The following is a 26,859-nucleotide window of genomic DNA, read 5'->3' as shown; positions in this document are numbered from 1 at the left end:
GAGGCCCCGTCCGCGCCCTGGGCCGCCCGGGTGCTGCGCTCAGGGCGTCCAGGCGGCGATCAGTGTCTGGATTGGGTGGGGCAGCAGTCCGTCATGGGAGCGGTGATCTCGCCGGTACGCCGCGACGTCGTGGGCTTCGGCGCTCGGTCGATGGTGACGTCGCAGAGCAGTCATTCATTGCCGGTGTTCATCGGCTGTGAGAGGCTGGCTTGAGGTGCGGTGGCGCGGGCGGAGTTGTGGTCTCCAGCGCGGACCGGGTCGGCGGGTGGCGAGTGATGACGCCGATGCCGTGGCGGGCCAGCTGCGCCCCGGCCTCCTGCACACAGTGGGCTTGGTGGGTGGTGTCGTCGCCGGACAGGACGAACGCCATTTCGCGGGGATCCCAGGTAAATCCGTTGTCGTGCAGGGCTTTCGCCGCTTCCGGGCTCTTGGTCGTTGCGGCCAGGAGTCCGTCGCCGAACCACGTCAGGACCACGTGCTCCGGGGCTGGAGCAGGTGCCGGTGCGGGCGGCGTGGGGTGGGTGGCGTTGTGCTGGACCTTCGCGACGGCCTTGTCGTAGCGGGGCAGCAGATCGACGGTGATGTCGTCCGCCGCGCAGTACGGGTCGTCGGGGACGGCGATGCCGTCCGGCTCGCGCACGCCCCGGAATGCCTCCGGGGCGAAGCCGGGGGCCATGGCGCCGACGAGGAATTCGTTGTCGTGGCGCGGTCGGCCGATGACATACAGGCGGGCACCGTCGTCGCGGGTCAGCACGGCGTCGTGTTCCAGGACCCCGTCGACGATGGCGTGGGCGACCATGTTCATGTCCCAGACGTCTTCGACGAGGGCGAACTGGTCGCGATACTCGGTGTGTCGGCGGTACTGGCTGTGCCACTGGCCTGGCAGTTCGTCGGCGAGGGCGGCGGCGAACGATTCGAGGTCGCGGTTGTCTCTCAGGGCGGGCATGGTCTCCTCGGTGCAGGGGAGTTCAGCGCCGGCGTCCGGGCGACGGCGCAGGGAGGGCGGGGGTGGGCAGGCACAGACGGCGGACGCCTCGCGTTCACGGGGCGGTACTTCACCGCTGCACGTAGTGCGTCGCGGGTGCGCCTCGTGCCGGTCGGCGAGTTCGTTGCGGGTGTGCCGGAGGTCGGAGGTGATGACGCCGAGCGCTTCGGCGGCGAGGTATCGCAGCCGCTCCGCAATGTGGGGGTCGGCCTTGCGCCCGAGGTCCTGGTAGAAGCCGGACGTGGCGGTGAGGACGTCGGCGAAAGCGGTCAGGATGCCGTCGTGGGCGGCGGTCAGCTCCGTGAGGGCATCGGCGACGTCTTCGGTGCTCTCGGCTTCGCGGATGCGCTCGGCGAGGTACGCGACTCGGGTGCCGAGAGGGATGTAGTGCGGTTCGCGCAGACCGGTGGCGAAGGCGTCGTCGCAGCCGACGTGATAGCGGACGGCTCGCAGGCGGGCCACGACCCGGGTGGCGAGACGTTTCTCCTCGGCCGCGTCCAGCCCGGTGGGCAGGCGGTGGTAGGTCTCGTGGTACCGGACGACGGGGACGAAGCCGGTGCGCTGAAGGATGCTGTGGGCTTCGGGGTCCCCTCCGCGGGCGAGGACTTCCTCGGAGTGCACATCGCGCCGCAGGGTCAGGGTGCGGTCGGCAAGGGCCAAGTCGGTGGTTCTCTCTGATGGTGGTCAGCGGGGCAGTCGGCCTCGGCCGGCCGCGGCGACTGCGGGGGGCCGGGCGACGGGAGGCGGCGTCCGTGTGGCTGTGGGCAGGGCCGCGGCGGTGACGTCGAGGTCCAGTTGGAGGCCGTGCAACCGGCGAGCGATCAGCTCCAGTTGGTGTCCGGCTGCTGGGCCGTAGGCGTGCGGGAGACGGTCGAGGCGGTGTGCGGCGTGTTCGACCAGGCCGCGGACGGTGGCCAGTGGCCCGGTGTGTTCGTCGGCGAGTCGCTTCAATAGCTGGCCCAGTTGTGCGGCGGCCTCGACGGATTCCGCTGAGGGCTCGTCCTGGCCTGCGATGTGGCGGGCAGCGAAGCGAGCGGCCTGTGCAGGGTCGGGGCCGGTGCGAGGCGTGATGAGGCCGAGGTCGCTCTCGATGCGGCGGCACTCGTCGCTCAGGAGCTGACCGAGCCGGTGCGGCTGCTGTGTCCACGTCTCGTCAGGGCGTATCAGGTTGGCGATCAGGTCGAGGCGGCCGGTCTGGGCCTGCACGGCGATCCAGCGGCAACCGTTCTCGTCACCGGGGGTGTGGATGCCTGCGGTGCGGGCGAGCCGGTGCGCGATCTCGGACCATTCGAGGCCGGTGAGGGTGCGGTCGCTGAGGTCCAGGCATACGTCGGCGTGCCAGATGGCGCGGCGGTCGTCCTGAGGGCTGGCGACGTAAGGGTGCTGCCAGGAGGGATCGTCCAGGTGGTCGGCCCAGTCGGTCGACAGCCAAGTTCTCTGCTCGTCGTCGGGGGTGTAGTAGTCGAGGCCGGGCCAGTGCGCGGCCACGGTGTACTCGGCCAGGCCCTCCTGGTCGGAGACGGGTCGGTCGAGGGCCTCGGCAAGGGTCTCGGTGGCGTCGATGCCCCGGGCACGTACGCGCGCAATCACGCCGGGCCTCCTTCCGCGCCGTGACCGCTGATCCGGGCGAGGTCGTCGGCGGCGCAGACCAGCGCACGCTCGCGGACAAAGTCGGTGTGCACGGCGGGGTCGCCGGGCGGCAGCAGGTCCAGGGCACGGTTGATCGATGCCAGCGCGGCACGGTAGCGGCCCAAGCGACGCAGGACTGATGCCTCGCGGAACAGGGCGATCGGGTCAGTGCGCGCGGCGAACGGCGGCCTGGACAGCACCTGGAGCATGAGCTCTTCACGGCCAGGCAGGGCGTGTCCCAGCCACAGTCCGTGCAGCAGCACGTGCAGGGATTTCGGGTGGTCGCCGGCTTCGTCGAGAACCCGCTGCTCAAGAGCGACTCCGGCGGTACGGGACTGTCCAAGCAACGCGAAGGCCCACAGTGCGCGGCTGTAGCAGTCCAGGTGGTCCACGCCTGGCATGTTGTGGAAGAGGGTTTCGATGCTGCGGCAGCGGAAGTCGTAGCGCAGCGTTCCCGCGTACACGTGCCGATACGTACGCGCCGTAACCGGGTCCGCGTCGGCACGGCTCACCTGGTCCGGCTCCAGCAGCAACAGCGCGCTGTGTCCCTCAGCGCGTGCCCGCCAGGCAAGATCGGCACACACCTCGGCGGACTCCTGCCAGGTGGCACCGACGTCACCGAGCAGGCCCGCCAGCCTCCGTGGCCAGTGCTCGCCAGAGGCCATCGAGGCACAGGCGGTGGCGCGCACCTTCTCCAAGGCCACGTCACGATCCGGGCGGTTGCCGGAGCATGTCACCGGCCACTCCGGGCGTCGTTGACGTGGACCAGCTGGTCGAGAGCGGTCAGGCTGTACCAGCCGCAGTCGATACGGGCGGTGTCGGCGAGTTTGGGCAGCAGGTAGTCCTCCATGGCGCGCAGGTAGATGAGGCAGTCGGGGCAGCGGCGGGAGAGGTGGACGAGGTAGCGGGGGTGGCCGGTGACGTAGGTGCGCTCCCCGCCGTTGGGGTCGCGCAGCCGCCAGCCGTCCTCGTCGGTCGGGGTGTGCCACGAGGGGGTAACGACCGTCATGGCGTCGCCCCACAACTCCCCGCCGGCCACGCCCTTGAGGATCACAACCTGGTCGCCGGGCGTGAAATGGCCGTGGACGATGTCCCGGTCGGGGGTGAGGACGTCGACGGGGACGTACGGCGGGCGAATGAGGCCGTCGGGCACAGAGGGAGTCCTTCCATGAACAGCGCGGTTGGCGGTGGGGAGGATTCAAGAGTCCGGAGAAATCCCGGTTTCGCTAACCGGGGATCGTCGGTTACGAGCGGGCGGTCTACCGGTACGGATTCTCCGTACCGCGGTCGTCGTCGGTCGCGGCGTCGAGCAGTTCCAGCAGGTCAGCGCCATCGGCTTCCCGTTGGTCGATCCACCACCCGGCCTGCATGAGAGCACGGGCCTTTTCCTCCAGGCCGGACCAGTCCGCCTCGTCCCAGCTGCCCTCGATGACCAGGGCGGTGTGCGCGGCGGTGACCAGCTGGTGGCGCGAGCGCTCGCCCCAGTCCAGGGCGCGCTCCGGCCCTTCCAGAGGAGGCATGTCGAACTGCTGGGCCCACTCCTTCGCGGCTTGCTGCTCCTCGGCGCGCTTTGCGGCGAGCCATTCCTCCTTGCTGGCGCCCTCGCTGTCGCGGGCGGCCTTCCAGCAGTCGGTGCAGTCGCGTGTCGCAAGCCAGCGGGCGAATCCGGCCCGGCGGTCGGCGGGGCGGTCGGACAGGTCATGGACGATCGCGTGGCCACATGGGTGCTCGACGGTCCACTGCTTACGGACCCCCGGGGAATTCCGTTTGATGGGCGTTACGTTCGAGGTCGGGCTGCTGGTCTGGGGCTTCAAATCGAGTGCCTTTCGTTGGCGGTTGGGGTGGTGGCCTGCGTCGTTGCGGAGGGTCGTGCATCAGATGCACGATTCATGCGGCGGACGGAGGTGGTCTGGAGTGCTTGGCGGTGGTCTCGGGGACGCTTCCGCCTTCTGCGTCGTCTCAGCGTGTCCTGCGGATGGCGTCTGTGGCCGCCGTGGCGATGGCGACGGGAGCGCTGGAGGGCTGGGGCAGGTGCAGCAAGGTGGTCCCCGGCAAGTGGTGGGACTTGGCGGTGAGGGTGAGCTGGAGTACGGCGCAGCCGGCGGTCGTGAGCTGCTTGACGCGGGTGACGGCTTGAGCGGTTTCGTCGCTGCCGTACCGGGCGTCGGTGACGATCACGAGGAGGCGGCCGGCGCCGGGGCGGCTGAGTTCGAGGCCGTGGTCGAGTGCGTCGATGGCGTCGCCGAGGTTGTGGTGGCGGCCGTTGGCATCGAACGTCGTCACGCGCTCTGGTGCTCGGTGGGTGGGTCGGGTCAATGCGGTCAGGTGCATGTCATAGGCGATGGTGGCGGTAAGGGAGTCGGGGTCGGTCAGGGCTGCTGCGCGTGCCACGATCCAGGCAGCGGACGCGACGGGCGCGCAGGCGGCACGCATGGAGGCGGAGACGTCGACGGCGATACCCACACGCAGCGGTGGGGTGGGGGAGTTCCGGCGGCGGGTGTGGGTAAACGGTTCCGCGGTGGGGACCGACCCGGCCGCGCGCTGAGCGTCGCGGGCGAGGGCCGCGCGCATGTTGAGGCGGCCGGGCGGGGTGGGGCTGGTGGTCCGCTCCTCGGTCCGCTCGCGGTAGGCGGCGGCACGCAGGGCGCGGCTCAGGCGCGCGGCGGCACTCTGCTCGGCGGCGGTGGGCCTGCGGGTGCCGGTGACCGGGTTGCCGCGGGGCGCCGGTGTGCCGTCGGGGGTGACGGTGGTGCCACGGGCGTTGAAGACCGACTTGGCGGTGGCGGCGGCTTTGCGTCGCTGGCCGGCCCGCTGGGCGCGGTCCTGAGCCTGCGCCTTGGACTGCGCGGCCATGGCGTTGGTCGCTGCGGCCTGTGCCGCGAGGTCGGCGGCGTCGGTGGCTGCCGTGCTGTCCATGACGACCCCCACGGCGCCGGACAGCAGATCGGTGAGGTTCTCCGGCACGGGCAGGGCGGGGGCCGCGGTGTCCAGAGCGTCGCACCATTTTTGAGCGTGCGCGAGCATGGTCGTGGCGTCGTGGTCGGCGCACTGGTGGGCTGCGGTCCAGATGCGGGTGAGTGTGGCCAGCAGGTTTGCGCCCAGCACCTTTTCGCACAGATCGGCGACGGCCCGGGTCTCGCCGGCGTCCAGGATGCCGACGTCACGGCGGCCGAGGACCAGGGCCGCCACGGCGGCGGCGTGCTCGATGCCCTGGAGGGTGGGGTGGGCGATGTCGGGCATGACCAGGGTTCGGGCACTGGTGCGCAGGTACGTGCGGTCCGTGGGCCGCGTGATCAGGTGTGCGCCTTCGACACGGCTCTCCTCCAGCAGGAGCGCGGCCTCGACGACACGGGGGTTCACTCCGGCAGGCTCCGTCCAGACGGAGTGGGCCGCGTGCGCGGCCTCGTGGACGAACACTCCCCAGGCGGCGGGATACCGCTCCTCGTCGCCCACGATCCGCGGATGGATCTCGTGGGGCTGGAGCGGGGCGAACAGGCCGGCGTCGAACTCGACCTCGCCCAGAGTGGGGAAGAACGCGGCCGGTGCGCCGCTGCGCGTGCCGGGGCGGCAGGTGACGAGGAGGTCCTGGCGGCCGGAGAGGGCGACCAGCCGATCGCCGAGTTCGGCTCCCACGCGCAGCCACGCGTCCGGGGAGGAACGGGGTTGCGCGGGCGGGGCGCCGTCGTCGTCCCAGCGCGCGAGGTCGGCGTCGTCGTCCGGCGTGGTGGCGGGGGACTGGACGTGGTGGTGGGCGCTCATCGCGAGCGGCCCCGGTGTGCGGAGCCGGTGCTGCCCGGGGGCTGCCGGGCGGCTGAGGCGGGGAGCTGCTTGCCGAGGGTGAGGGGCGCGACCTTCTTGACGCCGGCAGCCTTGATGACGGCGGCGGCGACGGCGTCGCGATCCTCCACAGGAGCGATGCCGACCAGGTTCGCGAGCGCGGCTTTGGTGCCGAGGACGGCCTCGGTCTTCTGGTAGCTGAGCAGCTCTCGCAGTTGGGGGGCCCAGCCCAGCTCGCCGAGTTCGACCTGGTGGGCGAGGTGTCGGGCGACCCGGACCACCCGGGCATCGACCCTCAGCGCCAGGGCGAGGTCATAGTCCGTGCCGATCTGGATTTGCACGCTGAACCGGCTCGCGAGCGCCTCCGTCAAAACCGCCCCGTGGACGCCGGGATTGTGGCCCGCTACCACGTAGAAGCCCGGCTCGGCCTTGATGGTCTCGCCCTTGTGGGCCTTGACCTGGATCTGCCTGCGCCCGTCCATCGCGGGATACAGCGCCGCCAGGACCTTCGGTGAGATCAAGGTGGCATCGTCGATCAGCAGGGCGCGGCCCTCGGTCATCGCGGTGACCAGCGGACCGTACTGGAAGACGTAGGCTCCCGCGTCGTCCTGTGTGTACTCGCCGATCAAGTCGCCGACCGTGGTGTCGCCGTCACCGGCGACGGTGAGCAGGTCCGGGAACGCCGCCTCGACCAGACTCGTCTTGCCGGTGCCCGGAGGGCCGTAGAGCAGCACCGGCACGTCGGCGTCGCGCAAGCGATTCAACGCCTCGACGTCGGGCAGATCGGCCAGCTCCCGGGGGTGGTAGAGCTGGCCCCCCGCGCGGCGGATCGGGCCGGTCTGCCTGGGCGTGGCTGCTGCGGGAATGGTCGTGCGGGCCGTGGCTGGCTGGGCGCGGGGAGAATGGGTGCCCGGTGGGCTGATCACAGCGGTCTGCGCGGCTGCGGCGGTTTTCGCGTTCGCGCGGAACTCCGGTTGTCCGGTTCCGCCTTGGTCGGCCTCGCCGCGTCGCACCAGGGTGAGGGCGGCGTTACGGACGGCGCCGTGGGAGTGGCCCAGCTGCCTGGCCATGTCCCCGATGGTGAGCGTGTCCGCCGGCCGGTCGGCCAGCAGTCGGGCCACCTTGGCCCGTAGTTCGCCGCCCTTGGTGCGGGCTGGACTGGTAGGCGTTCCGGGCGTGGTCAAAACGAGGCCCCTTCAACAGGTGCGGGTGCGGGCGGGGTTGGCGATGCGCTGGAGAGGCTGGCCGCTCTCGGAGCGGATCACGGACTGTGCCGCCATCGGCGACCGGGCCAACCGGGGCGTACCGTCGGCGCTCACCGGCCGACCGAGGGCTCGGTCCAGGTGCAGGGGATGGCCGGCGACGAGCAGCTCGCTGGCTGCCGAGCAGGCCCGTGCGTCCGCTCCGTACCGGGTTCCGTCGCTCGGCAGGCGCAGCCTGGCGTCTCTTCGAAGCCGGCCTGGAGCAGGATCCGCCGGGCAGCGGCGTTGTAGCCGGTGGTGGTGATCTCGCCGGTGATGGTGTGCCGGATCGTCATGAACGGCTCTGCTGGTGCGTCGGGCAAGGCGGATCTCCTATCGGTGGTGGCGGGAAAGCGGTGGGGTGTTGGGCGAAGGCGAGGCGGGCCCGGAGCTTCCAGCACATCAACGGTGCGTGGCTGGACCACGAACGATGGGCAATGACTGCCGACACGCTCCAGGGCGGGCCTCACCGCCCCGCAGCTACCTGACTTGCCTTTCCGCACGTTCTGATAGCCGGGTGTACCAACAACAGCCATAGATGAATCTCTCCTTAATGACGTACGGCAACGGGAAGTTGGGGTGCCTGCTCAGGCGTGGGTACGGCGGTGGTGACTGCGGTGGCGCGGTCACGACGATGAGGGTGCTGGCCAGGCCAAGGGCGGCGGTGGTGATAGCAGGGCTGCACGTGGAGGCGAGGGCGGCGTGCGGTAGCTGCGGTCGGGGAGCACGCTCGGCCGCGAGGCCCGAAGCCCGGCCTCCAACGGTGCGATGCCGTTGGGAAGGCGGCCGGTGAGGGTGCCCCCGAGGGGCGGGAGACGTGGGGGCTGCCCGGCATCGCGCGGCAGGTGATGCATGGTGACGGGGCCGTCGAGGGGCAGGGGCAACGGGAGCATTCTGGAACGGGGGCCGCCGCTATGGGCGGTGCGCGTTCGTCGTGGTGGGCTGCGGCGGTGCGGTCGGAGGCGTCGTCTCCAGGGCGGGGCGCGAGCGGGTCCGGGGCGGTTTGGGGGTGCGGTGCGGGGGCAGGACGGCGACGGTCGCGCCGAGGTCCTCTGCCGCGTCGTGGATCTCGCGGGCGAGCAGGCCGAGTTGCCGGCCGAGGGCGTCGAGCCGGGCGCCGATGCGCTGGCCTTGCACGGTTTCCAGAGCGTGGGAGAAGTCGGCCGCATCGCTGACGAGGTGCTGGAGGTGCGTCAGTGGTCCGGGGGCGTGGCCCTGGTCGGTGGCCGCGAGCAGGGCCTCGGAGACGTCCCCCGTGCAGCGTGCCTCGGCGACGTCGCGGAGCAGTTCCTGCACGGGGAGCTCTGGAGCGGGCTCCGGGCGGCCGAACCGGGAGGCGCCGTCGGGGCGAAGGACACCGGGCGGTACCGGTCGGGGCAGCGCCTTTCCCGCGACGTACTCGTTGTCGTATCGGCCGATCACGCACCAGCCGGGTGCGTCGGGGTCCCCGGCCAGGGCGATCACTTCGGAGGTGTCGTCCTGGATCAGGTAGGCGAGGGTGATGCGCCGGCCGTCGGCCGCGTACCAGGACTCGATCAGGTCCAGCTCACCTCGGCCCCGCGCCGCTCGGGCCTTCACGGTCCACATCTGCTGGTCCTCGGCAGTGAATTCGGGCCCGCACTGGTGGTGCTGGTCGGCGAGGTGGGCGGCGATCGAGCCGTGCTCCGCCCAGTGCGCTAGGTGCGCCCACACCGCCTGCTGCTCACGCCCGGTGGGTTGGCCGGCGGCGCGCAGGATCTCCGTGTGCGAGGTGGCGAGGGAGTCGAGGACGTCGCGCCACGCCTGGGTGTGGGCGGTGGCCGGGATCGCGTCGAGGGCGTTGCGGGCCGCGGCCAGCAGGGGGCCAGCGGAGGAGGCGAGGTCGATCTGGTAGCCGGCGAGAGCTGCCTGGGTGCGGCGGGTGCGGATCGCGGCTGCTTCCTGGGGGCGGACGGTGCGCCCGTACCGGTCTCGGACGGCGTCGAGCGCCGTCTCGGTCTCGCGGTCTAGGAGTGCCATCCTTACCCGGAAGTCACCGCTCTTCGCCATGAGTTCGCGGATGTCTGACAGATCGGGGGCGTCGGTGATCGGGTCCTCCTGGTCGGGTTCAGCGGCGTGATGCTCGCAACTGGGTGTTTGGTCGGTCATCGCGGGCGGGCGGACGGATCGGGCCCGAGGACGTGGTGGGTGGGGTGAGACGGGTGTCGAGTCCCGGGTCGAGGTGCACGGGGTAGCGGGCGGTGGTGAGCATCTCCGCGGCCCAGGTCGACCGTTCGTTCTCCCAGGCTCGTCCCATGTCGAATGGCAGCCGGACCCAGTGGCCGCGCAGTGACGGTTCAAAGAGGAAGCCCGCCCGGAGCAGGATCTGTCCGGCGAAGGCGTCGAAGGCGCCTTCGACGTCGACCTCGCCGCCTTGCCCCCGGGTGATGAGGATCGGCCCCGGAGCGGGGCTCATCGGCTGCGTCCGGCAGCAGAGGCGGTGAGGTGGACGGTGGGCGCATAAGTAGGCTTCGGCGGAATCGGGCGCGTGGCGGGCGACGGAGTCGTCGGCGCCGCACTGAGCTGGGGCGATCGGCCGGCGGCAGCCTGGGCGATGCGGCTGCGGTGTTCGGCGACTCCGCTCGGCCGGGGCGAGCGAGGTGGGCTGGCCGGTGCGTGGGCGACATCGGCGTCGACGTGTACGGCGTAATTCTGCGTGCTCAGGGCTTGGGCGGCCTGGCGGGCGCGGCGCGGACCGTCGTACTCGGGTTCGGTGAGCCGGTACAGGCCCGGCTCACCAGGGACAGACTCGAACCCAACCCGGGTGAGGAACCAGTCGGCGAGATGGGTGGGAATCGAGGAGTTGAAGGCGGCGACGTAGCCGTGCTGGGGGTGGGTGCCGATAACGAAGTGGGTGTCAGGATCCAAAGAGGAAGAGTCTCCTTCCGGTGAGGGCGCCGCAGGTCAGTGGCGAGGGCCGGTGGCGCGCCGGGCTGGTGCGGGCGGCAGGGCATGTGTGGGGGCACAAGTTCGGAGGGATGCCTCGGTGGCGGGCGGCTCGCTGTCGGGAACGGCGCGGCGGGCCAGGTCGATGAGGCCCGCGCCGCCGTCGGCGAACCACCAGGTCATCGGATCGGCGTGGGGGACCGCAGCAGTGGTCGCGTCAGTGGTCTGCGCCGGTGCGGCGATGACATCGTCCACCCGCTGGATGAATGCGGCGTCGTCCTCGTTAAGTGCGGCCAGGGCGCGCACAGCGGCGGTGACGTGCGGCGCCGTCGTGGTGAACCGGGCGAAGGCGTCGACGAGATCCGTCGGCGGCGGCTCCGGGACCGCGCCCGACGCGTACGCCTTGTGTGTCCAGGCCAGGTCCTCCTCCAGGGAGTTGACCTGACAGTGGAGCACGGCTCGCGTGTAGGCGGGCAGCAGGTGGGAGCGGATGTGCTTGGCAGCTGTGCCCGGCATCGGCTGGACGGTCACGCCTGCGGGAGGGGTGACGAGCCCGTCGGGCAGCAGGTTGCTGGGGTGGATTGCGCCGACGTGGTACAGGTCGTGCTGCGGGTCGCGGATGATGGCGAGTTCGGCCCCGTCGTCACGCAGCAGCACGGCCGCCCACCGCACACGGTAGGAATGCAGCGTGGCGGCGATGGGACCGGTGCTCCACATGCCGTCGGCGAGGTCCTCCTGCCAGACGCGCATCGCGTAGCTCTCGACCTTCACGCGCCACTGGCCGGGAAGGTGCTCGGCCAGGTCGCGGGCGAAGTCGCCGATGTAGGTCTCGCTGCTCGGTGTGATCTTGGTCTGGGCCGTCTGGGCGACCACGCCGAGGGTGAGCAGGGCCTCTCGGGCGCGGTCGAGGTCCCTCAGCGGGAGAGCATGGTTGCCGTCGGTGGACTTCTCGAACCCTGCGACGTCCAGAGCGGTACGTGCCCAGCGCCAGTTGTCGCCGTCGACGAGTGCGATGACACCGTCGCGGGCACTGGTGAACAGCGTGATCTCGCAGGCTTGTCCGGCGTCGCCTCTACCTGACGCAGCAGATAGGGCGAGTTCGGTGAGGTTCACAGAGCGGTTCCTTCGGCGGGGACGTGCGGGGCGAGCGCCAGGTGTGCCGGCATCCGGTGGACGGCGGAACGCAGGGCGCGTCCGTACTGCCAGGCGTGCTCGCGGACGGCAGCCTCCAGCTGGTCGAACTCAGGCTGGGCAGTCATCTGACCTGCATGTTTGCGGTAGCGGTAGACGGGCAGGCGCAGCGATATGCCAGGGGCGAGGCCGGTGATGCCGACCGCGGTCATGTAGTCCTCGCCCTGGACGAGTCCGCCCATCGGGGCGGCACGTACCAGCTCGGTGCGGGCGAGGATCGTAGTCGGTCCGATCGGGATGGTGTCGGCAGGCGTTGGCCAGTACGTCCACACGTCGCCGGCCTCGTGCCGGCCGGGCGGCGTCGGGCAGCGCCACAGCGTGGTGGTGCCGTCGGGGTGGAGGTCCTCGCTCCAGCCGGCGCACCAGCCCACCCCGGTCGACTGCAGGGTGTCGAGGCGTGCAGCCATCGCGTGATCCGGGAAAACGTCGTCGTCGTCCGCCCAGTTCACGAACGGGGTACGGACTTCGTTGAGGGCGAGATTGCGGGCGCAGGAGGCGCCGACCGGACGCGGCAGGGCGATGGTGCGTACGCGATCGTCGGCGGCGAGCGGGGCGGGGAGGCGGTCTGGGTCGGCGCCGTCGACGGCGATCACCGCTTCCCACGGGACCGATTGCCGGGTCAGGCTGGCGTGCATGGCGGTGAGGTAGCCGAGACGGTCCTCGCGCAGACGGGTCGCGATGACGACCGTGATCTCGGGGCGGGTGCGCGAGGGGGAGTCGGGGTGGGTGATGTTGGGCATAGGCGAACTCGCTGACCTTTGGACTCATTGGGATCGTGAAGTCGGGATTCGTGAATTCACGGGGGGCTCAATGCATCCGGGCGTCGGTGTCGAAGAGGTGACTTTCGTGGGGGTGGAGAAGGTGCTGGACGATGAAGGACCGGCTGGCGACTTTCCACAGGCCGCGGCCCCGGTTGAGGTGGGCGATGGCCTCGGTTTCCACGGAGGTGAGGCCGAGCAGGGCGGCTGCGGCGTGGAGCTGGTCGGTTTCCTGCCGGTAGACGATGCGGGTGGAGCAGTCGGCCAGGAGCCCTTCGGCGAGGGCCCGTCCGCGGGATCCGGCGTCGCCGGCGGTGAGCAGGTCGGATAGGCGATGGATGACCATGAGGTTGGCGATGCCCAGGCCGCGTGAGAGCTTCCATTGGGACTGCATGCGCTGAAGGAGGCCGGGGTGGCGCATGAGGCGCCAGGCTTCGTCGTAGACGATCCAGCGCCGGCCGCCGTTCGGGTCGGTGAGCGCTGATTCCATCCAGGCCGAGGCACAGGTCATGGCCAGGACGAGGGCGGTGTCGTCGCCGGAGCCGCCGAGGCGGGATAGGTCGATGGTGAGCATCGGTGAGTGGGGGTCGAAGGCCACGGTCGAGGGCGCGTCGAACATCCCGGCGAGGTCGCCGTGGACCATCCGGCGCAGGGCGTGGGCGAGATCGCGGGCGGCGTCGCCCAGGCGTCCCGACATGGCTCCGCCGGCGGCATCCAGCGCTCCGGGGTTGTTGAGGGTGGCGGCGACGTCACCGAGCAACGGAGTGCGGGCGGTGGCGGTGGCCTGGGTGACGACGGCATCGAGGGCGACGTCGAGGGCGGTGTGCTCCATCGGCATGAGGTCGCGACCGAGGACGGTGCGGGCCAGGGAACCGAGCAGCAAGAGGCGGCGCTTGCGGATCTCGCCTGCCCAGTCGGCCTCGGAGACCGACGCGGGGCGCGGGGCGGCGTCAAGAGGGTTGAGCTTGCCGGGCAGGCCGGGGCCGAGCGCGATGGAAGTGCCGCCGAGCGCGGTGGCCACCGGTGTCCATTCGCCCTTGGGGTCGCACGGGACGTAGACGCGGTAGCCGAAGGCCACGCTGCGCAGCGCGAAGGACTTCGCGAGCGCGCTCTTGCCCTGCCCGATCACCCCGGCCAGCAAAACGTTCGGGTTGGTGAAGCCTTCGACCTTGCCGTACAGCGCGAACGGGTCGAAACAGAAGGCGGCTTCGGCGTGGACGTCGCGGCCGATGTAGGTGCCGTCGGCGCCGAGGCCGCCTTCGGCGAGGAAGGGGTAGGCCCCGGAAGCGGTGGCGGTGGTCATGCGGTGGGCGGCGAGCTTGAGTTTGTTGCCGCGGGCGGAGGCGGGTCCGGGGCGGCCGGCTGCCGGGTAGAGGGCGAGTGGCATGTCCTCTTCGGCTGATTCGTGTCCGGCTGGTGCGGCGGCCTCGACGCGGGCCTTGACGGTGGCTTCGACGAGCTGTTTGCGCGCGGCCTTGCGGCTGGCGCGGTCGGTGCCGTGCGGGGTGAACAGCGGGCTGGCGCTGGCGCGTCGGGCGCGGCGCGCGGGCCGGTGGGTCATCGAGGGCTCGTTTCGGCGGCGGTCCGCTCACACGGTGCAGGTGGTGGTGTGGCCGTGGAGGGGGCTGCTGAGGTCGGTGGGGGTGGTTTTGCGGCGGACGGTATGGCTGACGGCGAGGTGGCGCTGGCAGATGGTCAGTACTGGCGGGCCTTCCGGCAGCCGTTCGGGGTGGCACTCCTGGTCTTGCATGGTCGGTTGGGTGTGGAAGGCGTCGTGGACGGCGGCGGTGGCTTGCCACAGCCGGGTGTGCGCGGTGGCCAAGTGCCGACCGGTTGCTGGGTGTGGCGGCCGAGCCGCTGCGGCGAGCTGGTCGAGCAGCTGGTGCAGCACGGTGAGGTGCGCATGGAGAAGATCGAGATGGACGCGGTCGGCGGGACGGGGCGGTGACGGCGCGGCGGTGCTCAGGGAGCGGGCGTGGTGGCGTAGGCCGGCGGTCGCGGCGCGAAGATAGGGGTGCGCGTCACCGGCAGGGGAGGGAGAGGACAAGAGGGGGATCCTTCCTGCCGCAATGGCAGGGGCAGTGACGGTCGGTCCAACCAGGGGCAGCCCGAGCGGCGCGGGCGTGATGCGGGGCCGGCCGGGAGAGAGGTGCGTCGGCGGAGGCGGTGCGGGTGGCCAGGGTGCGGGCCTGCTCGTGCCGCAGGCCGACGTAGGTTGGCGGCGTGCGGGGGCTTGGGTGGCTTTGGCCGGTCACGTTGTCCGCGTCGCGTGGGGCCGGTGTCTTGTGGACTGCGGATCTCCACCCGCCACCGCCCCTAGGAGGGGGCTGCGTGCGCAGCGGATCAAGCAGCTGGACCTCGTTGATGTGCGGAAGCTGTGGGTCACAGGGCGGTTCTGGCGAGGGGGAGGGCGCCCAGGGTGAGGGCATCGGGCTGCTGGAAGTAGAGTCGGCGCAGGTCGACTTGGGCGGTGACGGCGGCGGTTTCGATCTGCGCGCAGGCCGCGGAGAGCAGGGCGTCGGTCTCCGCGCTGACGGTGAGAAGTCCGGTCAGTGCGACGTCGGCGTGTCCCGCGATGAGCTGGCGTTCGCGAATCTTGGTGTCGGAGTATTCGATGCTGTCGGCTTCGGAGTCGACTTGGCCGCGGCGGCGCCGTTCGGTGGCGTCGGCGATGATGGTGGCTTTCTTGCGCTGGACATCGCGCAGCGCCGACTCAAGTGCCTGTGGCGCATAGATGAGGGACAGGCTCCGTCGTACCCCGGCGGTGAACATCAGCCCGTGCAAGAACCCCGGGCTGGTTTCGGTCCGTGGCCAGTCTTCGACCCAGTAGGTGGTGTGGCGGGCTGAGTCGGTGATCACTCGGTCGTACTCCTCGACCTGGACGACGGGCCCGGCCGCCGCCGGGTCGGCTTCGGCCCGGCCGGTCTGGGACCACTGCTGGAGGCCGGAGAGCGCCTTGGGGTCGTATGCGGTGCGGATGACGGCGGCGATCTCGCGGGCGCTGAGCCAGCCGGTCACCGTCAGCCCGGCACCGCGTGCTGCCTGTGCGATCGACGACGTGGTCTGCTGCATCACGGTGAATGCGCCCGTGAGTCCGCCGCCGGCCTGCGAGACGAGCCGCTTGGCGGCTTTGAGGTCGAGGGAGATCGCCAGATACGTCTCGTGCGGGGCGGCGGCTGGGCCGGCGGAGGCGACGAGGTCGGCGTAGACCTTTCCGGCGACTGGGGTTTGGGGCCGGCCTTGCTGGGCCCAGTGGCGGGCGAGGGTGTCACCGGAGTCGGGGACAGTGCGCTCCAGCACTTGGACGGTGGCGACGTGTCCGGTGCGGGCGATGCCTGCCAGGGCCCGGCCCCATCCGGCGACGTGGTGGTTTTGGGCGGCCGGGTCGAGAAGGGCGAAGGCACGGGAGGAGACGCGGGCGACGGCGGTCAGGGTCTGGTGGTGCGGGTCGTGGACAGCGGCGGCCTGGGTCGCTGAGTCGCCGGGGGTGACAACTCGCAGCGAGGCATTGGTGCCGGGCAGGTGCAGCAGGCCGTCGTGGCGGGGGCGGGACGCGGGCCGGGCCAGCCACATGGTCTGCCCGGTGCGCCGGCGGTGGGCGTAGCGGACGACAATCGGGGCCCAGTCGATCAGGGAGCGTCCGTGACGGCGGATCACGACTAGGGCGGCGACCACCGCCCACAGGGGGGTGAGGGTGAGCGCGCCGAGGATGCCGGTGCTGACGACGGTGACCATGAGCAGCGCCAACGCGACTGAGGCCAAGACGAGTTGGGGAAGGGACAGACCGAGAAGGATGCCGCGTCGGGACCTGTGCGGAAACTTGACGGTGAGGGGTGTGACGGAGAGTTCAGACAAGAGGGCTGTTCCGTAAGGCGCGGGCGGTGGCCGGGGCGGGACACACCAGCAGTGGCGTGGTGAGTCCCGCCCGGTGTCGGGAAGATCAGATGCCGGTGGGCACAGGCGGCGGGACCGAGGGGCCCCCAGCCGAGTCCGGGGCCGGGGGAGCGCCTTGCGGCGGGGGTGCCGAGGTGTCGGCCGCAGGCTGGGAGATCCATTCGCCGCCCTGGCTGGCCGGGGATCCGGAGGCGGGCCTGCCCTGTCCGGGAGCGCCGCCGAACTGACTGCTGGTGTCCTGGCTTGCGCTGGTCGGCGGGGGCTGCACGACCTTCTCCAGACTGGTCTTGAGCGCATCACCGCCAGGCGAGATGCCCGAGCCGCTGCCCTCCTTGCTGTCCTGGCCGCCACTTGTGGGGTTGGCAGCGATGTCGCCGGGGAACTGTCCACCGGGTACCGAGTCGGGGCCCTGGGGAGCGGCGCCCGCTCCTGCTGCCGCGCCGCCGCTTCCGGCGGTGGCGGCCATGGAGGCGACCTTGCGGCCGGCGCGTTCGCCGTGCTGCTTGGCGATCTGGGCACCGGCTCCACCGGCGCGGTGGAGGGATTCGCCGTCCGATCCCTCAGCCGCCCAGTGCACGAACTTGAAAGTGGCGTAGGGGCAGAGCAGCACCAGGACCATGACGACGATGCCGGACATCACATCGGCCAGGGCGGCGAGTCCGTCCTTGGCCTCGGTCCGGCCCATGGCGGAGATACCGAGCAGAAATACGATCGTCATCAGCAGCTTGCTGACCACGAGGGTGGCGGTGGCTTCGATCCAGCCCTTGCGCCAGCGGCGGGCAGCTTCCCAGCCGCCTCCCGCGCCGGCGAACACGGCGAGGGTGACCAGAACGAGAATGCCGACCTTGCGGACCATCATTACGCACCAGTAGAGGACGGCGCCGATGGCGGCGCCGATGGCGGCGATGGAGGTCACCATCCAGCCGAGGCCGGATATGAAGCCGATCTCGGAGACCTGGACGATGCGCCGAACGGCTTCTTCGATGCTGCTGCCCGCGGCCTTGAAAAGCCCGGCAGACAAAGCGTCGACGACTTCGATGGCGACGGTGGTCAGCGCTATGGCGGCGAAGGCGAAGAGCACTCCGCCCGCGGTGCCCGTGAATGCCTGGGCCAGGGCCTGCCCGTCGCGGCGGACGGCGGCGCGGATGAGCTGGGCGCAGAAGGTGGCGACCAGCAGGACCAAGCCGATCGGCAGGATGAGTGCGTAATTGTCGCGGAACCAGCCAGCGTTCAGGTCCACCTTGGTGGTGGCGTCGACGGCCTTGGCGGCCAGGTCTGCCGCCGTAGCGGCTAGCTCGCCGCTGCTCTTGGCGATCCAGGCGCCGATAGCCTTGCCGGGGTCGGTGACGAAGTCGATCGCGTCGGCGGCGTCGCAGAGCTTGCCCGCGACGGGTATGGAGCAGAAGTCCACTGCGGAGATGCCTCCTTGTCTGAGTCAGTGGCGCATCAGGGCGCGACGCGGGGAGCGAGGGAGACCAGGGCGCAGTCGTGAGAGGGGCGGCACTGGACGGCGAGGGTGAGGGACCGGTCCTCCGCTCCGCCGCCGCCGTTCTTCCAGACGATCTGCTGCTTGCCGGTGACGGTGACGGCGTAGATGTACGCCTCGGTCAGCGCGGACGGATCGTTGGCCAGAGCCTGCTGGAATGCCGATGGATAGTGCGCCTCGGTGACGGTCGCGGTGGCGTGCTGCGCGTTGTCGGCCATCCGCGACCACAGCACCGGGTCGGGGACCTGCGCGGAGAGGGAGGACCAGTCGGTGTACTTGGTCTCCTTCGTCATCCACGCGGTCATGCCGGCAAGCTGCTGGTCACGGCTGGTGTCGCGGGTGTCGTAGGACCACAGCATGGCGGCCGCGGCCTTGGCATAGGCGACCGGCTCGCTGATCCGCGCAGGCCCTGGCACCGAGCCCGAACCCGGCGCTGGCTTCGGCGCCGTCTCGGACGGCGTGGGGCCCGCCGTAGTGGCGGGCGCGGGGGGCTTGTCACGCTGGTCGCTGCGGCCGGTGAAGACAGCGGCGAGTCCGGCGACGACGAGCAGCACGGCGACGACGAGCGCGACGATCAGGATGCGCTGATTGGCCGACCACCGGGCGCCAAAGCCCGACAGTGAGGGGCGCGAACGCTTTGGCATCAGTGGACCTGCGTTCCCATGGCCGAGAAGAAGGCCACGATCCCGTTTGCTGCGCCCAAGCCGAGTGCGGCACCAGCGGACACGAGTGCGCCCTTCTTACCGTTGGCTTCGGCTTGGTGGCCACCGGTGTGGTGGCCCCAGGCCCACACGCCGAGCGAGATGGCCAGGGCACCGACGACGGCCACGATCCCGAACAGGTTGACGCTGCTGACGACGTTCTTCAGCACGGACAGGCCGGGCAGCCCTCCCTCCTTCGGCGAAATGCCTGGGTCGAAGGCGAGGTAGACGCGGTCTGCGAGAGACATGGGTATGGGGAACTCCTTGCATGCGCAGGAAGGGGGAAGAAGAGGGGGCGGCCGCACGGTGTCCGGGCGGGCACGGCGTCAGATGACGCGGCGGGCGGCGAGGATTGCCCAGTCCTTGATCGGCGTGATCCGGACGGGCTTGGATGTGCGCGGCGCCTCGATCACGAGCCCCTGCCCCATGTACATGCCCACGTGTTCGGGCCGGGCGGCGGTGCCGCGGGCGAACAGGAGATCACCTGGCTGCAGGGCCTTCGGGGAGACCGCCTTCCCTTCGCCCACCTGCGTGTACGTGGTGCGGGTGAGCTTGATGCCGGCGTGGGCGTACGCCTGTTGCATGAGGCTGCTGCAATCGCAGCGGCCCATGGGGTCGGGGCCATGGGAGTCGGTGCAGTGGCCGCCCCATTGGTACGGGGTGCCGAGCTGGTGCATTGCCCAGGTCAGAGCGGTGCGGGCCGTGGCCGGAGCACTCCCCGGGATCCTGTATCCCTTGGGGACGGTGCCTTCGGGGATGGGCCCGTACCCGGAGCCGTCCTCGCCCGGCGCACAGCCGCCGACGCCGGCCGCGCCCTCGCTACCGCCGGGCTTGTCCGTGTCGCTCTTGGGAAGGGTCGCGGCGATGGCCTTCTGCAAGGCCCGCGCGAGCTGTTCCCATTGCGCGTAGGCATCGGGAAATCCCGACTTCTGGACCATCTGTGCGGCCTGGGTGACGGTCAGCTGCTGCCAGCCGTGCACGGCGAGCAGGGCGGTGTAGAACTTCGTGCTCGCGTAGACCGGATCGCGGACCTGTTCGGCGGTGCCCCAGCCCTGGCTGGGGCGCTGCTGGAACAGACCGAGCGAGTCCCTGTCGCCGTAGTTCAGGTTCCGCAGGCGGGATTCCTGCATCGCGGTCGTCAGTGCGACGACCTGGCCGCGGTCGGGCACTTTGAGCGAGATGCCGGTGGCCACGATGGCCTTGGCGTTCGGGATCTGCTCGGCGGGCAGGTCCAGGCCCTCGACATGGACGTTCTTGTCGGCGCTCTTGCCGCCGAGGATCGCGGCGACCTGCTTGGCGACGGCACCGGTGTCGATGCCCGCGCCCGTAGCGCAGGAGGCGGTGTGTGAGGCGGCGCTGCTTCCGGCCGAGGCCATCGCGGCGGTACCGGCGAGGAGGAGAGAGGAAAGGCAGATGATGCCGACAACGGCTGCCGCGCCTTTCAATCCCTTCCGCCTCCCGGCAGGCGGCGGTTGGCTGCGGGTCGGCATTCAGGCAGGGGAGGGCAGGGGCGTGTCACAGCGGGTGTCCTTGGAAGTGAAGCCCGGCGGCGCATATGCAGGGGTGGAAAGGGTGCGGCGGCCGGTGGTGGGTGAATCGGGGCCGGGCGGCGGGCGCGAGTTGCCTCTCGCGCCGCGAGCCGGGTGGCGGGTCAGGTGTACCGGGACAGAGATTGCCTCCAGGGCATGAGCGGGGAGCGCCATCGGCGGTGTTCGCCGGGCAGTTCCAAAACAGTAGGCGACGATTCCCGGCTGGCGAAATAGCCGGTAATGACCTCGTGATCCGAGGGCCTTCGGTGGCGACACTGCTCAACCGGCATTCGTGGCCTACTGTTTTGGTACCTCCCCTCGCACCCCGCCATACGGCCCGCGGGTTCATCCTGCCCGCCTTCAGTCGCGGGGACCATACGCGAGAGCCGGAGTGCTTCTCTCTCACCTCCCGACCCGAATTGGGGTACACCTTTGCCTTTTTCCCTGCACGAGGGTGACGCGCTGAGCGTCCTGGCCGGACTGCCGGACGACTGCGTCGACTCCGTCATCACCGACCCGCCGTACAACTCCGGCGGTCGGACCGCGAAGGAACGTACGGGCCGCACCGCGCGGCAGAAGTACACCTCCGCCGACGCCGGGCACGCCCTGCCGGACTTCACGGGCGAGAACATGGACCAGCGCTCCTACGGGTTCTGGCTGACACAGATCATGACCGAAGCCCATCGCCTGACCAAGACCGGCGGCACCGCGCTGCTGTTCACCGACTGGCGTCAGCTGCCGGTCACCACGGACGCGATCCAGGCCGCCGGCTGGCTGTGGCGTGGTGTCCTGGCCTGGCACAAGCCGCAGGCCAGGCCCCAGAAGGGACGGTTCACCCAGAACTGCGAGTTCGTCGTCTGGGCGTCCAACGGCGGCATCGACGGCTCCCGTAACCCGGTCTATTTGCCCGGCCTCTACAGCGCCTCACAGCCCTCGGGCAAGAGTCGGCAGCACATCACGCAAAAGCCCGTCGAAGTGATGCGTGAACTGGTGAAGATCTGCCCGGACGGCGGCACGGTGCTCGACTTCTGCGCCGGCAGCGGCTCGACGGGAGTGGCAGCTCTGCTGGAGGGACGCGACTTCATCGGCGTCGAGAAGACCCGGCACTACGCAGAGATTGCCGCCGACCGGCTCACCGAGACCATTCAACAGACCCTCTCCCAGGACGATTTCGTCCTGTCCGCCTAAACGTCTTCGCCGCGCATCAGGGGCGGGCAGATGCGTCGTGGATACCCGCCCCTTCCCGGCACCGGGGCTAGATAGCAGGAAATCCCCGGTTAGCGAAACCGGGGATCGTCCGGATGGTTGAAGCCATATTTCCCCACACAGGCTGCGGCTGTAAGGAGACCATTCGTGCCTGAATCCATAGACCCCCGCGACGACGGGACAATGGAACCGATCCGCTTGCCCGATTCCAGCCTGGAGAGCATCGAGGCGAGCGTCCGCAAGCTTTTTGACCAGTCTGCGGAACAGGCCCGGCAGCTCGACAGCCTCGCTTTCGCGCCCGCGCCGTCCCCGTTCCCCGCCTTCGGCATGCCGGGGCTGCCGGGCATGCCGGTGCAGTCTGCGCCACCGGAGCCGCGGCCCATCCTGGAGCTGGAGGACGAGGAGTACGAGAACGAACTCGACACCCTCAGCGACTGGGTGGACGACTGCCTCATGGCGGTCTACGGAGCGGAGGTCACTACCGCCGCGCCGTGGTGCGAGCAGTGGCAGGAGCACGACGACGTCGTGGCCTGGCTGCACGCCCTGTGGATGGCCTACCAGCAGCACAAGGACCCCGAAGCCGGCCTCAGCGGTCTGTTCGTGTGGCACCGCGACTTCCTCACCCACGCCATGGCCACCGTCCGGGCCCCGGGCGGGCCGCTGTCCGCGTGCATGACTGACCCGGACAGGCCCGCTCACCGTGTGCTGCCCGGACCGAAGCCGTCCGCCCGGACTTCCCGCACCGGCGCCCACGAGCCGGAGGACGGGGAGCCGGGCGAGGCCGCGGCATGACCGGAGGACAGCCGGCGTTCGGTCTCAGCTTCGATCCCCGGGCCCTGACCGATCTTCTCCAAGCCCCCGGTGACATCCGCGACTTGGCCCTGGCCCAGCTCCAGGACGTCGTCAACGCCGACCTGTTCGGGAGCAAGCTCACCGGCGACCTGTCCGGCCTGCGCAAGCTGTACGTCGACTCGCGCAACGCCTGGCGCGTCGTCTACACCCAGCGCCCGGCCCCGGCGACCTCCACCCACACCACCGAGATACACGTGGTGGCCGTACGGCCCAGGGCCCGCAACGACGTATACGACACGGTCGCCGCACGCCTGGGCATGAACCGCCGGCCCGTGAGCGCACTCACCCACGCCGCCCGCGCCCGCTCCCCGCAACTGGACACGCGCCCGATCCCCAAGCCAGCCCCGCCCTACGCGATGCCCGGCCTGCCCCACCCCGCACCCTCCCCCAAACCGAAGGGCCCCCTCCGATGACGACGTTCCCCGCTCTCCTCAACTCCCTCGCCGCCCTGCTGGAGACCGAACCGCCGCCGGAGATACCTCACCACCGCGCAATCCTCGACACCTTCACCGACATACAGCTTCTCGATCAGGAGCTCCTCGACCTAGCGGAACGCGCCGGCGCTCCCGGCGCCAGTGCCACCGAGCAGCTGGAGACGCTTACCGATCTACTTGTCGAACGCCTCACGGCGGGAGACGAACTCGCCCGACTGCTCTCCACAGCCTGCTGCTGCGCCAGCACTGACGGTGAGAACGACACCGAAGACGATGACTTCCCCTCCTGCCCCGGTGAACGCCCGCAGCCGGACAGCATCGTGCGCGCAACCCTCCGGGTCTTCGCCGAGCTCGGCGATCCAGACGCCGTGGCATCCGCTGACCTTGTTGCCGCACTCCGGGATCTGCCGGGGGTGGCCGAGGGCCGCTGGCGCTACGCCGACCTCACCGAGCCCCGCCTCGCGCAGCTCCTGGCCCAGTACGAGGTCTCCACCCGGGACATCACTCTGACCGACGGACGCCGCCGCAAGTCCTACCGGCGCGGTGCACTGCTCGCCGCCCTGCCGGCCCCTTCCCACTGACCACCCGCCTCACCGGGTCACGCCCCGCACAGGAGCGAACCGCCCGGTGTTCCGGCTCCCCGTGGCCTCGGGCCACACGGCACACACGCGACGGCACCACTTCGAAATCCGCATCCCGCGGGACTCCTGCCCAGGCCGCAGGCCGCCGTGACACCACCTAGAGGAACCGCTTTTCCATGCCCTCCACCCCTGCGCCGCCTGCGGCGAAGAAGGCGCCGACTGCCCTCGATCACCGGATCGAAGCGGCCGTGAGCCACAGCATCGACCGGCTGTGGGAGCACCGCGACCGTGATCTCCTCGACGCGCCGCGCACGCGTCTGGCCGATGCCCACCGCGACCTTGTCCAGGCTGAGACGTCGGTGACCTTCTACCGGGTCCTGCTCCATCGCCTGACCTCCGGAGAGGTCCCCGTCGAAGCAGCCCTCCTCAAACGCATCGGTCGCACCACTTGCCAGCTGGAGGATGCGGCGGCCACTCGCGACGACCGCCAAGGGAAGGTCCTGGCCGCGCTGGAGCCCATCGAGAGGGGTGTGGACACGCAGGGCCCCAGCGAGGCACCGGAGCTGCCCGCGCCGGACATTGCCGCGCTGCTGGCCGTCGCCCAGGGCGCCAAGCTGCATGAGCACCTGCTCACCCACCGCCTGTCGGTGGTCACTGCCTCCGGCACCCGCGTCGCCTACAGCCAGTTTCAGCGCCTGGAAGAGGCCGGCCTGCTGGTGCGTGACGCCTCCCACCCCGTCCACGCCGGGCAGCCCATCGCCCTCACCGACGCCGGCCGCACCACCCTCGCCAGTTCACGCCGCACGAGCGTGAGTGCCACCGCCCCCGCGCAGCGGGCCGGTGCCTGGCCTGCCCAGGGCCACTCCCGCCGCTGACCGCGACTCAGTCCGTGCCTGTCCGCCGCTCCGGATCCGAAAGGTCCTATGCCTCCAGCCGAAATTGATTTCCGCCTCGACGGATACGACCCTGCCACCGCTCATGTCGAGAAACATTTCTGGCAGAGCATCGAGATCAACCGGGACACGTTCACCGCCTTGGCCGAGCACCACACCGACGGTGACCGCCACAGCTACTACGTCATCCACGACGGGTCCGTGACCTGGGGGATCCCCGGCGAGCCCCCGCTCGTCGCCCTCCACCTGCACCGCGACACGCAAGACCGCACGTTCCGCTTCCAGCACGCGACTCTGCCGCTCCCGTCCATGGCCCAGTCCTGGCTGATCGCCCGCGGCTGCCCGCCGGACGCCATCGGCCTCCGGCCGGGCATGACCACCGCGGCGGATGACGCCACCAGGGCCCTGGAACAGCGGCTGATGAGCGACCGGGGCGATCACTTCGCCCTCCTGCACAGCCACACCGACGACACCTCCGCGAATCCACAGACCACGGTGCTCCTGCGAGCCACCGACGAACGCACACCGCTTCCGTTCCGAATCCTGCTGGAGGAAGCCGACCTCGGCAACGGGACACACACCTTGCGAGAAGGCGGCTTCGCCACCGCGGAGGCCGCCAGCGAGTGGTGGGAGAACTGGTGGGCGGGCGAGGACACGCCCGCACTGACCGCACCACCATCCGGGCACCGCACCACCCTGCCCGCCGCACCGGCGCGCCCCATTCCTGCCACACCGCCCCGCGGCCGCGGGCGGTGAATTTCGCGCACACCTTTTGGCGCGGCCTACCACAAGCGCCGCGGCCGGAGCATAGCGGCCAATGCCCGGTTAGCGAAACCGGGGATTCTCCGGACTCTTGAACTTGGCCCGCACGGCATCTGCCCGGGTCGCATTCCGCGTTCCTGTTGGAGGCCCTTCTTATGCGCACCGATTCTCCACGAGATCCGCATGCGCCTCGACTAGCCCTGCCACCGCAGTGACATCTGCATCCTCCATTTCACCCCACCTTTAAGGAGAACTCCCTTGCGTCTTTCCCGAATTGCCAGTGCCGCCGCCGTGACCGCAGCACTGGCCCTGCCTGTCGTCACCGCCCCGGCCGCCACCGCCGCGGCTCCAGCCACTGCCACAGCCGCATCCTGCAACAAGGTCGGCCCCTACACGGTCCACACGAGCGCGGTGACCATCCGCTCCAAGGCAACGGTGAACTCCACGGCGCTCGGCATCCTCTACAAGTCCCATAAGTTCACGGTCCACACGACGACCAAGTACGGCGAATGGGTCTCCATCACGGACAAGACGACCGGAGTGAAGGGCTGGGTTTCCGGAATCTACGTCCACCCCACCGTCTACACCTGCCTCCACTAAGCGGCCCTCCGGGCGGGTGGCTATTTCTGGCCCGGAGCCTGTACCTGTCCGTTTTCCCCGGAGACGAAAGGAATTCGCTGTGTCTGACGATGTCGGCGACGTGATGGGCGTCATCACCGAGCAGATCGAGCGACGCTTTCACATGAGCCTTCCGGAATTGCGCCGTGCCGTGGCGGCGGCTCCGCAGGCCCACCGCGAGGCCACGGAAGCCGTCCGCTGGTACGGCCACCTCGCCCAGGCGCAGGAGGCACTGGAGAAGGCCGAGGACGCCCTCGTCGCCGTGCTCGGCACCGAGACCGGTGAACTCGACGATCCCGCGATGGCTCTCGCGCATCAGGTGAATGCCGCAGTGACCGTACGGGACGGGCGGGCCATGGTCGTGCGGTTCCTCCTCGACCCGGACGCCCCGGGTAGGCGTGGTCCCGGTGCCTGGCGCGACGTGGCCGCGAGCGCCCACCGGGGGCCGGCGTTGCAGACCAGCTCCCCGGCACGCCCTGTCGTCCCGGCTGCATCGGTCCGGGGAGTGTCGCGGTGAGTGTGAGCGTCAAGCCCAGCAGCCAGGACGGCCTGCTCGAAGGAGTCTTCGGGTCCCCCGTCGGCGACCTGTACGAGGCTGCGACCGTTCCCGAGGCGACTGCGGCCCTGCGGCGGGCGCTGGAGCTGCGCTCGTTCCTGGCCGTGGCCGAGGAACAGGTCGCCCGTGTCCGCGACCGGGTCCACGAGGCCACCGCCGCCGGCCGTGACATGGGCGAACTGTCCGCCGATGACCTGCGGATGGACGCCGAGTTGCTGAAGGCCGCCCTCAGCATCCGCGACGACTACCGCGTTGCCCTGGGTGAGCTGCTGCGGACCATGCCCCCACCGGGCCCGGCACTGGCCAGGCCCGTGCAGTTCGCCCAGCCGAAGATCACCATGGCCCTGCCTCCCGCTGCCCCTGCTGCCCCGGCACCCGCGCGTGCCGGGGCAGCGCAGGCCCGCCGACCGTGAAAGCCCTGCTGATTGATGTACCCCACCGCCCAGACCATCGGCGAACGCATCGAGGACCTGTACGGAGCGCCACTCGCCCAGCTCGAAGCCCTCGCTGACACCAACCCCCGCGAGAGCATGCTGGCCGCCCTGCTCGGCAGCCACACTGACCTGGCCTTCGCCGAGCGCAACATCGACTTCCAGCTCCAGCGGCTGCGGCAACTGGCCGCCAAGGAACGACAGATCGGCTCCCACGAGGCAGGTCACATCGCCGACTGCGCGCGCCGCATCTCCGAATCCGTCGTCGTCCGCGACGCCCACGCCAAAAGTGTGAGCGCGGTCCTCCAGAGCCTGCACCGCGTTCCCGTCCCGCAGACCCCGCTGACGACGCCGGCCCCGTCCGCTGCTCTCGTTCCTGCTCCGGCCTCTGCCGCCGCCCGTACTCGCTGACCTGCCTACCCTGCCCCTCG

Annotated in this window: 30 protein-coding genes; 10 read left to right on the top strand and 20 right to left on the bottom strand. The window is 70.4% G+C overall.

The window, feature by feature from the left end; all coding sequences use genetic code 11:
* Positions 1–187: 187 nt before the first annotated feature.
* The 20 genes from ACLJWH_RS08475 to ACLJWH_RS08380 all read right to left on the bottom strand — a co-directional run bounded on the left by ACLJWH_RS08475 (position 188) and on the right by ACLJWH_RS08380 (position 20,011).
* Positions 188–1,645, bottom strand: a complete 1,458-nt coding sequence (locus tag ACLJWH_RS08475) for a hypothetical protein (protein ID WP_411140982.1) — start codon at positions 1,643–1,645, stop codon at positions 188–190.
* A gap of 24 nt (positions 1,646–1,669) precedes the next feature.
* On the bottom strand, positions 1,670–2,575 hold the full coding sequence (locus ACLJWH_RS08470; RefSeq protein ID WP_411140981.1) for a hypothetical protein: 906 nt from the start codon (positions 2,573–2,575) through the stop codon (positions 1,670–1,672).
* A complete protein-coding gene (locus ACLJWH_RS08465; RefSeq protein ID WP_411140980.1) occupies positions 2,572–3,318 on the bottom strand; it encodes a hypothetical protein in 747 nt (248 codons plus the stop codon). The genes ACLJWH_RS08470 and ACLJWH_RS08465 overlap by 4 nt, the downstream gene beginning before the upstream one ends.
* Positions 3,319–3,347: 29 nt before the next feature.
* Positions 3,348–3,767, bottom strand: a complete 420-nt coding sequence (locus ACLJWH_RS08460; RefSeq protein WP_411140979.1) for a hypothetical protein — start codon at positions 3,765–3,767, stop codon at positions 3,348–3,350.
* Between the two features lie 106 nt (positions 3,768–3,873).
* Entirely contained in the window at positions 3,874–4,323 is a 450-nt protein-coding gene (locus ACLJWH_RS08455; RefSeq protein WP_411141346.1) for a hypothetical protein, read from the bottom strand.
* 250 nt (positions 4,324–4,573) lie between these two features.
* Positions 4,574–6,373 carry a hypothetical protein gene (locus ACLJWH_RS08450; RefSeq protein ID WP_411140978.1) on the bottom strand — a complete coding sequence of 600 codons (1,800 nt, stop codon included), beginning with the start codon at positions 6,371–6,373 and terminating at the stop codon, positions 4,574–4,576.
* Entirely contained in the window at positions 6,370–7,512 is a 1,143-nt protein-coding gene (locus ACLJWH_RS08445; protein WP_411141345.1) for an AAA family ATPase, read from the bottom strand. Before ACLJWH_RS08445 ends, ACLJWH_RS08450 begins: the two co-directional genes overlap by 4 nt.
* 194 nt (positions 7,513–7,706) lie before the next feature.
* Entirely contained in the window at positions 7,707–7,928 is a 222-nt protein-coding gene (locus ACLJWH_RS08440) for a hypothetical protein (RefSeq protein ID WP_016572176.1), read from the bottom strand.
* Between the two features lie 616 nt (positions 7,929–8,544).
* Positions 8,545–9,759, bottom strand: a complete 1,215-nt coding sequence (locus ACLJWH_RS08435) for a hypothetical protein (protein ID WP_411140977.1) — start codon at positions 9,757–9,759, stop codon at positions 8,545–8,547.
* The gene (locus ACLJWH_RS08430; protein WP_411140976.1) at positions 9,719–10,066 is read right to left on the bottom strand and encodes a hypothetical protein; all 348 of its coding nucleotides are present in this window, start codon (positions 10,064–10,066) and stop codon (positions 9,719–9,721) included. Before ACLJWH_RS08430 ends, ACLJWH_RS08435 begins: the two co-directional genes overlap by 41 nt.
* Positions 10,063–10,518 carry a hypothetical protein gene (locus ACLJWH_RS08425; RefSeq protein WP_411140975.1) on the bottom strand — a complete coding sequence of 152 codons (456 nt, stop codon included), beginning with the start codon at positions 10,516–10,518 and terminating at the stop codon, positions 10,063–10,065. Before ACLJWH_RS08425 ends, ACLJWH_RS08430 begins: the two co-directional genes overlap by 4 nt.
* A 36-nt stretch (positions 10,519–10,554) precedes the next feature.
* The gene (locus ACLJWH_RS08420) at positions 10,555–11,649 is read right to left on the bottom strand and encodes a hypothetical protein (RefSeq protein ID WP_411140974.1); all 1,095 of its coding nucleotides are present in this window, start codon (positions 11,647–11,649) and stop codon (positions 10,555–10,557) included.
* A complete protein-coding gene (locus ACLJWH_RS08415; RefSeq protein ID WP_411141344.1) occupies positions 11,646–12,362 on the bottom strand; it encodes a glycosyltransferase in 717 nt (238 codons plus the stop codon). Before ACLJWH_RS08415 ends, ACLJWH_RS08420 begins: the two co-directional genes overlap by 4 nt.
* A gap of 172 nt (positions 12,363–12,534) precedes the next feature.
* On the bottom strand, positions 12,535–14,046 hold the full coding sequence (locus ACLJWH_RS08410) for an ATP-binding protein (RefSeq protein WP_411140973.1): 1,512 nt from the start codon (positions 14,044–14,046) through the stop codon (positions 12,535–12,537).
* 27 nt (positions 14,047–14,073) lie between these two features.
* Entirely contained in the window at positions 14,074–14,532 is a 459-nt protein-coding gene (locus ACLJWH_RS08405; protein ID WP_411140972.1) for a DUF6238 family protein, read from the bottom strand.
* A gap of 335 nt (positions 14,533–14,867) precedes the next feature.
* Positions 14,868–16,340 carry an SCO6880 family protein gene (locus tag ACLJWH_RS08400; RefSeq protein ID WP_411140971.1) on the bottom strand — a complete coding sequence of 491 codons (1,473 nt, stop codon included), beginning with the start codon at positions 16,338–16,340 and terminating at the stop codon, positions 14,868–14,870.
* An 85-nt stretch (positions 16,341–16,425) separates the two neighbouring features.
* The gene (locus tag ACLJWH_RS08395) at positions 16,426–17,790 is read right to left on the bottom strand and encodes an ATP-binding protein (protein ID WP_411140970.1); all 1,365 of its coding nucleotides are present in this window, start codon (positions 17,788–17,790) and stop codon (positions 16,426–16,428) included.
* Between the two features lie 35 nt (positions 17,791–17,825).
* Positions 17,826–18,509 carry a hypothetical protein gene (locus ACLJWH_RS08390; protein WP_411140969.1) on the bottom strand — a complete coding sequence of 228 codons (684 nt, stop codon included), beginning with the start codon at positions 18,507–18,509 and terminating at the stop codon, positions 17,826–17,828.
* Entirely contained in the window at positions 18,509–18,820 is a 312-nt protein-coding gene (locus ACLJWH_RS08385; protein ID WP_411141343.1) for a DUF6112 family protein, read from the bottom strand. Before ACLJWH_RS08385 ends, ACLJWH_RS08390 begins: the two co-directional genes overlap by 1 nt.
* 72 nt (positions 18,821–18,892) lie before the next feature.
* Positions 18,893–20,011 (bottom strand): C40 family peptidase, encoded by a 1,119-nt coding sequence (locus ACLJWH_RS08380; protein WP_411140968.1) that lies wholly within the window; start codon positions 20,009–20,011, stop codon positions 18,893–18,895.
* Between the two features lie 516 nt (positions 20,012–20,527).
* Between ACLJWH_RS08380 and ACLJWH_RS08375 the strand changes: the two genes are divergently transcribed.
* The 10 genes from ACLJWH_RS08375 (at position 20,528) to ACLJWH_RS08330 (ending at position 26,839) form a co-directional block, all read left to right on the top strand.
* Entirely contained in the window at positions 20,528–21,283 is a 756-nt protein-coding gene (locus ACLJWH_RS08375; RefSeq protein ID WP_411140967.1) for a DNA-methyltransferase, read from the top strand.
* A 201-nt stretch (positions 21,284–21,484) separates the two neighbouring features.
* Positions 21,485–22,093, top strand: coding sequence for a DUF4913 domain-containing protein (locus ACLJWH_RS08370; protein WP_411141342.1), 609 nt, complete (start codon positions 21,485–21,487; stop codon positions 22,091–22,093).
* Positions 22,090–22,566 (top strand): hypothetical protein, encoded by a 477-nt coding sequence (locus ACLJWH_RS08365; RefSeq protein WP_411140966.1) that lies wholly within the window; start codon positions 22,090–22,092, stop codon positions 22,564–22,566. The genes ACLJWH_RS08370 and ACLJWH_RS08365 overlap by 4 nt, the downstream gene beginning before the upstream one ends.
* Positions 22,563–23,168, top strand: coding sequence for a DUF3631 domain-containing protein (locus ACLJWH_RS08360; RefSeq protein ID WP_411140965.1), 606 nt, complete (start codon positions 22,563–22,565; stop codon positions 23,166–23,168). The genes ACLJWH_RS08365 and ACLJWH_RS08360 overlap by 4 nt, the downstream gene beginning before the upstream one ends.
* A 176-nt stretch (positions 23,169–23,344) precedes the next feature.
* Complete coding sequence (locus tag ACLJWH_RS08355) at positions 23,345–24,043, top strand: hypothetical protein (protein ID WP_411140964.1); 699 nt, start codon at positions 23,345–23,347, stop codon at positions 24,041–24,043.
* A gap of 48 nt (positions 24,044–24,091) precedes the next feature.
* Entirely contained in the window at positions 24,092–24,817 is a 726-nt protein-coding gene (locus ACLJWH_RS08350) for a hypothetical protein (RefSeq protein WP_411140963.1), read from the top strand.
* Positions 24,818–25,081: 264 nt separating this feature from the next.
* Positions 25,082–25,423, top strand: coding sequence for an SH3 domain-containing protein (locus ACLJWH_RS08345; RefSeq protein WP_411140961.1), 342 nt, complete (start codon positions 25,082–25,084; stop codon positions 25,421–25,423).
* A gap of 79 nt (positions 25,424–25,502) precedes the next feature.
* Positions 25,503–25,958, top strand: coding sequence for a hypothetical protein (locus ACLJWH_RS08340; RefSeq protein WP_411140960.1), 456 nt, complete (start codon positions 25,503–25,505; stop codon positions 25,956–25,958).
* Entirely contained in the window at positions 25,955–26,410 is a 456-nt protein-coding gene (locus ACLJWH_RS08335; RefSeq protein WP_411140959.1) for a hypothetical protein, read from the top strand. Before ACLJWH_RS08340 ends, ACLJWH_RS08335 begins: the two co-directional genes overlap by 4 nt.
* Before the next feature lie 15 nt (positions 26,411–26,425).
* Positions 26,426–26,839 carry a hypothetical protein gene (locus tag ACLJWH_RS08330; RefSeq protein ID WP_411140958.1) on the top strand — a complete coding sequence of 138 codons (414 nt, stop codon included), beginning with the start codon at positions 26,426–26,428 and terminating at the stop codon, positions 26,837–26,839.
* Positions 26,840–26,859 lie beyond the last annotated feature (20 nt).

The sequence above is a fragment of the Streptomyces sp. x-80 genome, assembly GCF_046549095.1.
GTDB lineage: Bacteria > Actinomycetota > Actinomycetes > Streptomycetales > Streptomycetaceae > Streptomyces > Streptomyces celluloflavus.
Note: the sequence above shows the minus strand (reverse complement) of the source record. Positions and strands in the feature narration are given on the sequence as shown.

Excerpts from the sequence above, each read along its gene's own strand:
- ACLJWH_RS08450 (WP_411140978.1), bottom strand. The coding sequence starts at position 6,373 with ATGAGCGCCCACCACCACGTCCAGTCCCCCGCCACCACGCCGGACGAC.
- ACLJWH_RS08440 (WP_016572176.1), bottom strand. The coding sequence starts at position 7,928 with ATGACGATCCGGCACACCATCACCGGCGAGATCACCACCACCGGCTAC.
- ACLJWH_RS08435 (WP_411140977.1), bottom strand. The coding sequence starts at position 9,759 with ATGACCGACCAAACACCCAGTTGCGAGCATCACGCCGCTGAACCCGAC.
- ACLJWH_RS08430 (WP_411140976.1), bottom strand. The coding sequence starts at position 10,066 with ATGAGCCCCGCTCCGGGGCCGATCCTCATCACCCGGGGGCAAGGCGGC.
- ACLJWH_RS08415 (WP_411141344.1), bottom strand. The coding sequence starts at position 12,362 with ATGCACGCCAGCCTGACCCGGCAATCGGTCCCGTGGGAAGCGGTGATC.
- ACLJWH_RS08410 (WP_411140973.1), bottom strand. The coding sequence starts at position 14,046 with ATGACCCACCGGCCCGCGCGCCGCGCCCGACGCGCCAGCGCCAGCCCG.
- ACLJWH_RS08390 (WP_411140969.1), bottom strand. The coding sequence starts at position 18,509 with ATGCCAAAGCGTTCGCGCCCCTCACTGTCGGGCTTTGGCGCCCGGTGG.
- ACLJWH_RS08370 (WP_411141342.1), top strand. The coding sequence starts at position 21,485 with ATGGAACCGATCCGCTTGCCCGATTCCAGCCTGGAGAGCATCGAGGCG.
- ACLJWH_RS08365 (WP_411140966.1), top strand. The coding sequence starts at position 22,090 with ATGACCGGAGGACAGCCGGCGTTCGGTCTCAGCTTCGATCCCCGGGCC.
- ACLJWH_RS08360 (WP_411140965.1), top strand. The coding sequence starts at position 22,563 with ATGACGACGTTCCCCGCTCTCCTCAACTCCCTCGCCGCCCTGCTGGAG.
- ACLJWH_RS08355 (WP_411140964.1), top strand. The coding sequence starts at position 23,345 with ATGCCCTCCACCCCTGCGCCGCCTGCGGCGAAGAAGGCGCCGACTGCC.
- ACLJWH_RS08350 (WP_411140963.1), top strand. The coding sequence starts at position 24,092 with ATGCCTCCAGCCGAAATTGATTTCCGCCTCGACGGATACGACCCTGCC.
- ACLJWH_RS08330 (WP_411140958.1), top strand. The coding sequence starts at position 26,426 with ATGTACCCCACCGCCCAGACCATCGGCGAACGCATCGAGGACCTGTAC.